The sequence below is a fragment of the Thiomonas sp. FB-6 genome, from assembly GCF_000377645.1.
Classification (GTDB): Bacteria; Pseudomonadota; Gammaproteobacteria; order Burkholderiales; family Burkholderiaceae_C; genus Thiomonas_A.
Map to the genome: position 1 here is coordinate 1 of NZ_KB898532.1, position 4669 is coordinate 4669.

At 68.6% G+C, this 4669-nt stretch carries 7 protein-coding genes and 1 pseudogene; 2 read left to right on the forward strand and 6 right to left on the reverse strand.

All coding sequences use genetic code 11. The features are described from left to right. The first annotated feature begins 69 nt into the window (after window positions 1-69). A complete protein-coding gene (locus D466_RS0119745) occupies window positions 70-465 on the forward strand; it encodes a LiaI-LiaF-like domain-containing protein (RefSeq protein WP_018915403.1) in 396 nt (131 codons plus the stop codon). A 56-nt stretch (window positions 466-521) separates the two neighbouring features. Continuing rightward, window positions 522-740 (forward strand): hypothetical protein, encoded by a 219-nt coding sequence (locus D466_RS0119750; RefSeq protein ID WP_018915404.1) that lies wholly within the window; start codon window positions 522-524, stop codon window positions 738-740. Window positions 741-1011: 271 nt separating this feature from the next. On the opposite strand, the pseudogene D466_RS0119755 reads toward D466_RS0119750, so the two are convergent. The 6 genes and pseudogenes from D466_RS0119755 to D466_RS22555 form a co-directional block, all read right to left on the reverse strand. Then, window positions 1012-1488: pseudogene (locus tag D466_RS0119755) on the reverse strand (acetyl-CoA C-acyltransferase); the annotation flags it as partial. A 45-nt stretch (window positions 1489-1533) separates the two neighbouring features. Then, complete coding sequence (locus tag D466_RS0119760; protein ID WP_018915406.1) at window positions 1534-2937, reverse strand: NAD(P)/FAD-dependent oxidoreductase; 1404 nt, start codon at window positions 2935-2937, stop codon at window positions 1534-1536. A 39-nt stretch (window positions 2938-2976) separates the two neighbouring features. After that, a complete protein-coding gene (locus D466_RS0119765; protein WP_018915407.1) occupies window positions 2977-3408 on the reverse strand; it encodes an OsmC family protein in 432 nt (143 codons plus the stop codon). 159 nt (window positions 3409-3567) lie between these two features. Continuing rightward, window positions 3568-4146, reverse strand: coding sequence for a heme-binding protein (locus D466_RS0119770; RefSeq protein ID WP_231385776.1), 579 nt, complete (start codon window positions 4144-4146; stop codon window positions 3568-3570). Window position 4147: 1 nt separating this feature from the next. After that, window positions 4148-4384, reverse strand: a complete 237-nt coding sequence (locus tag D466_RS0119775) for a thioredoxin family protein (RefSeq protein ID WP_018915409.1) — start codon at window positions 4382-4384, stop codon at window positions 4148-4150. A 42-nt stretch (window positions 4385-4426) separates the two neighbouring features. Further along, window positions 4427-4669 (reverse strand): permease (locus tag D466_RS22555; protein ID WP_026285460.1); only part of this gene is annotated, 243 nt, incomplete at its 5' end.

The window sequence follows — 4669 nt, forward strand, 5'->3', positions numbered from 1 at the left end:
GCTGCGCGCCGAATACGGCGACCTCGCCATCTAGCGCGCACGCGCCGCCCCCCTTTCCTGGAGAAAATCATGCGCATCCTTCCGCTCGCCCTCATCGCCATTGGCGTATTCGAGCTGCTCAAGCACTATGGCCTCGTCGACCCCGCCTTCGTGCACCTGCTCTGGCCCCTGCTTCTGATCGGCGCCGGCGTGACGATGCTTGCGCGCGGCCCGCGTTGGCGCGCGGATATGCGTGAACGGATGCACGACCGCTGGGAGCGGCGTATGCATCGCCACTTCGGCCCCGGCTGGGCCCATCTGAGCGAGGACGAGCGCGAGCGCTTCCGCGCGGGCATGCGGCAGTGGCACTCCCACTGCGGCGCTGGTGACGATGCGGCCGGTCCGACATCATCCAGCGGAGCCTCTGCCTCGAAGGCGTCCGCCCCACCGCCCGCCCCACCGCCCGCCCCGGGCGAGCAGCGCTGAGCTTTTCCGGCTGCAAGCCCTTTGCGTTGCCCCCTCACATTCCTTCGGAGCGCACCATGAGAATCTTCCCCGCCGCACTCATCGTCATCGGTCTGGTCGGCATGGCCAGGTACCTGGGTCTCATCCCGGTCGGGATGTCGCACCTGGTCGGCCCGTTGCTCTTGATCGCACTCGGCGCGGCCTTGCTGTTTCGCCGCCCGCGCGCTTGCCGCAGGAATTGGCGCGTCCGCGGGGGCTACAAGAGCGCACCGCCGCCGCCTCCCGGGCTGGTTTGACGCACGGATGCCCGGCCTCAGGGGCAACGACGGAGCCGGCACGGTTCAGGGTGACGTCGGCACCTCAGTCGAACCGGGATGGAGAACTCGATATGCTCGAGTCACAAGTCGTAAGCATCTCAATCCATAGACCTGGGAATGAAGTCTATGAGGCGATCTGGCGTCCGGATTCGTTTCCGAAATGGGCTTCCGGGCTCAGCCAGTGACGATGCCCACACGTGCGTAGCCGGGGCCGAAGGGTTGTGGCGTCAACCGCAGCGGCGCTGAGGCGTCAAAGAGTCTCGAGGGCCAGCGCGATGCCCTGGCCGCCCCCTACGCACAGCGTCACCACACCTCGGTGCACGCCATCGCGGCGCATCGAATGCAGCAGGCGTGTCGTGAGGATGGCGCCTGTGGCCCCGATGGGATGGCCGTGCGCGATGGATCCGCCCTCGACGTTGACGATGTCCTCTGCCAGCCCGAGTTCGCGCGTGCAGGCGATGGCGATGGCTGCGAAGGCCTCGTTGATCTCGATCCGGCCGACGTCGCCCGTGGACCATCCGGCACGCTCCAGGGCCATGCGCACCGCTGGAACCGGCCCGAGCCCGAACCACTCGGGCTCCACCGCGGCCACGCCGTAGGACACCAGACGCCCCATCGGCTGCAGGCCGTTGGCCTCGGCCCATTGGCGCTGCGCGACGATCATCGAGGAGGCCGCGGAATTGAGACCGGCGGCGTTTCCGGCGGTGATGGTGCCGTCCTTGCGAAACTCAAGAAGCCGCCCATCGCATGCGATGGGCCGAGCCCGGGGCGGTCACCGGGCCGCCAGCGCAGCCAGCCCGAAGGCCTCGGTCAGCGTCGGGTGGGGATGGATGGCCGAGGCCAGATCGTCGAGGCGCAGGCCCTGGCGCACCGCCAGTGCGGCTTCGCCCATGAGGTCGGCCGCACCCTCGACCAGCGCGTGCAGGCCGACGATGCGCCGGCTCGTTCGCTCGTAGACCACCCGCAATCGTCCGAAGGCCTCCGCGCCGATCTGCGCGCGTGCATCGCCCTGGTAGTCGTATTCGGCGACCGCGACATCCAGCCCCGCGCCACGCGCGGCCTCTTCGGTCAGGCCGGCCATGCCGATCTCCGGAAAGGAGAAGATCACGGCCGAGTTGTACTCGGGCCTGGGGTACGGTGCATCGTGCCCCAGCATATGCCGCGCAACCGCCAAGGCCTGGGCCGTCGCCCAGTGCGCGAACATCGGCTGTCCGACCAGATCCCCGGTGGCGTAGATGCCCGGCTCGTCGGTTTGCAGTGTGGCATCGACCTGCACGCCGTGGCGGCCGACGCGTACGGAGGTGCTTTCCAGTCCCAGCCCTTGCACGTTGGGCTGGCGGCCGGCGACCACGGCCACGATGTCCGAGCGCGCTTGCTCGGTGCGCCCCTCCCGGGCGTAGCGCACCTGCAGGCCGTCGCCTTGCGCCTGCGCCTCGATGGACTCCACGCGCACACCCGTGCGCAGCGTGACGCCGTCGCCTTCGATGCGCCGCGCCAGCAGATCCGCCAGCGCCGAGTCGACCGGCTCGAGAATGCGCGCCGCGCCCTGCAGCAACGTGACCTGGCTTCCGAGCCTGGCGAAGATCTGCGCCATTTCCACGCCGACCGGCCCGGCACCGATGAGGATCAGCGACCGCGGAATCCCGGGAATTTCGATCAGGCCCTTGGAATCCAGCACCCCGGGTAGATCCACGCCGGGGATCGGCGGGCGTGCCGGCACGGATCCCGTGGCCAGAATTGCGCGGCCGAAGCGCACGGCATGGGACTGCCCGCCGGCGTCGACGGTCGCGCTGCGCGGGCCCGTCAGTCTGGCCCGCCCGAATACGACCTGCAAGCCCGGCAGCGCGCGGGCCTTCGCCAGCGCGCCCTGCGCGCGTTGCGCGAGGATGCGGTGACGCCGGGCCTGCACCGCGCTCCAGTCCACGGCCCCTGGCGAGCTTGACGCCGCCACGCGCAGGCCGAATTGCGCCGCATCGGAGATCGCCATGCGTCTCGCGGCGACCTCCCGATAGATCTTCGACGGAATGCAGCCGTCGAACAGGCAGGTTCCTCCGAGTCCCTGCCCGGCTTCGACCAGCAACACTCTGCAGCCGGCCTGCGCCAGCGCCAGAGCCGCGGGCGTGCCGCCGGGGCCTCCGCCAATCACCAGCACATCCACTTCTTCGGGCAGGTTCATGATGGGCGCTATCTTGTTGTCGCACGGTTTCCGACGGGGTCAGCGATCCAGTTCGGCGCGCTTGGGCAATGTGCCGCGCTCAACCCGACCTTCGATCGTGGTCGCGGCGGCAAGGGTGTTATAAACGGTTCCGAACTGCTGCAGATTGCGATGCAGCAATTCCAGCCGCTGATCGCTCTCGTCGGTATCGACCAAGACGAGGTAGGTGATTCGCTGCATCCTGGGCGGTACATCCTGGCGCTCGCCATGCAGTGCGATATGCGCGCCGCGCAAGGCGAACTTGAGCATCGGCGCGACGCGCTCGATGTTCTTCAGCATGCAGGCGCCGAGCGCGGCGAGCAGAAGTTCGGCGGGATTGAAGGCGTCGGAGCGTCCTTCGGGATCGGAATCGACAGGTAGTCGCGCGTCCTTGCACCGCGCCACGCCTGCGTGCGTGTCGACGCGGGTGAGAGACACGTCGTAGGTGAGCATGGCAGTCCTCCTGAACGGCGTTGGAAAGCGCACGAGCCGCTGACGGCGCGGGTGGATTCGGCGCGTTGTGCGTCGAATTCAAGGGCGGCGAGGTTCCAATGCCTTGGAACCCCGTGCAAAGCCTCGGCCCCGGGAATCCCGCCGAGTGGGCTGTGCGGATCAGAATTCGAGGTCCCCGCTGATCGCCTGCAGCGCGGCGTTGGCGCAGATCTCGTCGTTGTCGCCACCCGGCGCCCCCGATACCCCGATGGCGCCGACCATCTGCCCCGCGGCCTCGATCGGCAGGCCTCCGCCGATCATCACCACGCCGGGAAGATTCCTGATCGCCTGTTCGGCGGAGCCGGGAGCATTCACCCGTGCGGCCACCGTGGCGGTGGACTGGCGCCAGCTCGCCGCGGTGCGCGCCTTGCCTTCGGCGGCGCTCAGCGTGTGCCAGCCCGCGTAGCGGTCCCGCAGCACGACCAGGGGCAGCCCCGAGGGGTCCGTGACGGCAACCGCCACCTGCCAGCCCCGCTTGGAGCACTCGGCCTTGGCCGCCTGCGCGGCTTTCAGCGCGAATTCCGGCGTGATGATCTTCTGGGCCCAGGTCGATGCCGGGCCCTGCGCCCAGGCCATGCCTCCCGAGGCCATCATCCCCAGCAAGGCCAGGGCCGGAAGGATCCGGTGCCTGGGTGGATTCGGTCGGGGTTTGCGCAAGGCATGCGTGGGGCGCGGGGCGTGGGAGTTTTGCGGGTGCATGTCAGCCCTCCACCCACTGCTCGACCTGCGCGCGGGCGGGCACGCCGCCGGCATGCACGACCTTGCCGTCGATCACCACGCCCGGCGTGCTCATGACGCCGTAGCGCATGATCGAGGGGATGTCCTCGACCTTCTCGACACGTGCCTGCACGCCCTTGGCGGCCAGCACCTCCTCGACCAGCTTCTGCGTGGTCTTGCAGCTGGCGCAACCGGTGCCCAGGATCTTGACTTCGATCATCATGCAACTCCTCGTGGAACGAACAGGGAAAGCAATGCGGCCTTACATCACCGCGTTGAACACGTAGCCCACCACCACGATGCCCGTGGCGACCACGGCGGCGAACAGGGCGATCAGGCGTGGCTTCATGACCTTTTTCAGGATCAGGAACTCGGGCGCCGACAAGGCGGTCACGGACATCATGAACGCCAGGGTCGTGCCCAGCGCCGCGCCCTTGCCCAGCAGAGCCTGCACCACCGGGATGATCCCCGCGGCGTTGGAGTACATCGGCACGCCGATCAGCAC